The sequence below is a fragment of the Rhodococcus sp. CH91 genome (genome assembly GCF_022554085.1).
Classification (GTDB): domain Bacteria; phylum Actinomycetota; class Actinomycetes; order Mycobacteriales; family Mycobacteriaceae; genus Rhodococcus.
Window position 1 is genome coordinate 1 of sequence record NZ_JAKFYR010000033.1, and the last position, 998, is coordinate 998.

Genomic DNA, 998 nt, shown 5'->3' on the forward strand with positions numbered 1-998 from the left:
GCCAGGGCACGGAGGCGGGGCGCGAGATCACGCTCGAACAACTCCAGGAACCGCTTCTGATCATGCCCCGGCGCATGGAACACCAGATGAGTCAACCCCGCATCGACATACGCCGCGACCTGCTCGACCGCCTCATCCGGATCCGACGCCACGATCCACCGCTTGGCCACCTGCTCGATCGGCAACGCATCGGCCGCCGCCTCCATCTCCATCGGATCATCGATCGAATGCTTCTGCTCCGGGGTCAACGACAACGGCGCCCAGAACCGGGTGTTCTCCAACGCCGACTCCGGATCGGTGTCGTACGAGATCTTGATCTCGATCATCTTGTCGATCCCGGCCACATCGCGTTCGGCCTTGCCCGCCCCCTCCGCCACCGCCGGCAGCAACTTGTCGGTGTAGAGCTCCATCCCCTTACCCGAGGTACAGATGAACCCGTCCCCCGCCCGCCCCGCATACCGGGCCACCACCGGACCACCGGCGGCGATGTACACCGGAACACCCTGCTCGGGCACGTCGTAGATCGACGCGCCCCTCGTCGAGTAGAACTCCCCCTCGAAATCCACCCGATCCCCGCCCCACAGCTCGCGCATCAACCGCACCGACTCACGCAACCGCGCGAAACGTTCCTTGAACTCCGGCCACTGCCCCGTATACCCGGTGGCGATCTCGTTGAGCGCCTCACCGGTGCCGACACCGAGGAAGATCCGCCCCGGATACAGACACCCCATCGTGGCGAAGGCCTGCGCGATCACCGCCGGGTTGTACCGGAACGTCGGGGTGAGCACACTCGTGCCCAGCTGCAGCCGCTGCGTGCGTTCCCCCACCGCGGTCATCCACGCCAACGAGAACGGCGCATGCCCCCCGTCGTGCCGCCACGGCTGGAAATGATCCGACACCGTCGCCGAATCCATCCCGTGCGCCTCCGCGAGCACCCCCAACTCCACCAACTCACGCGGCCCGAACTGCTCCGCCGACGCCTTGTATCCCAACTTCAG

The 998-nt window shown here is 66.2% G+C and carries 1 protein-coding gene; it reads right to left on the reverse strand.

Annotated features, from left to right (window positions below; translation table 11 throughout):
* A partial coding sequence (gene fgd, locus MOM01_RS22945) for a glucose-6-phosphate dehydrogenase (coenzyme-F420) (protein ID WP_241387751.1) occupies nucleotides 1–998 on the reverse strand: 998 nt, incomplete at both ends.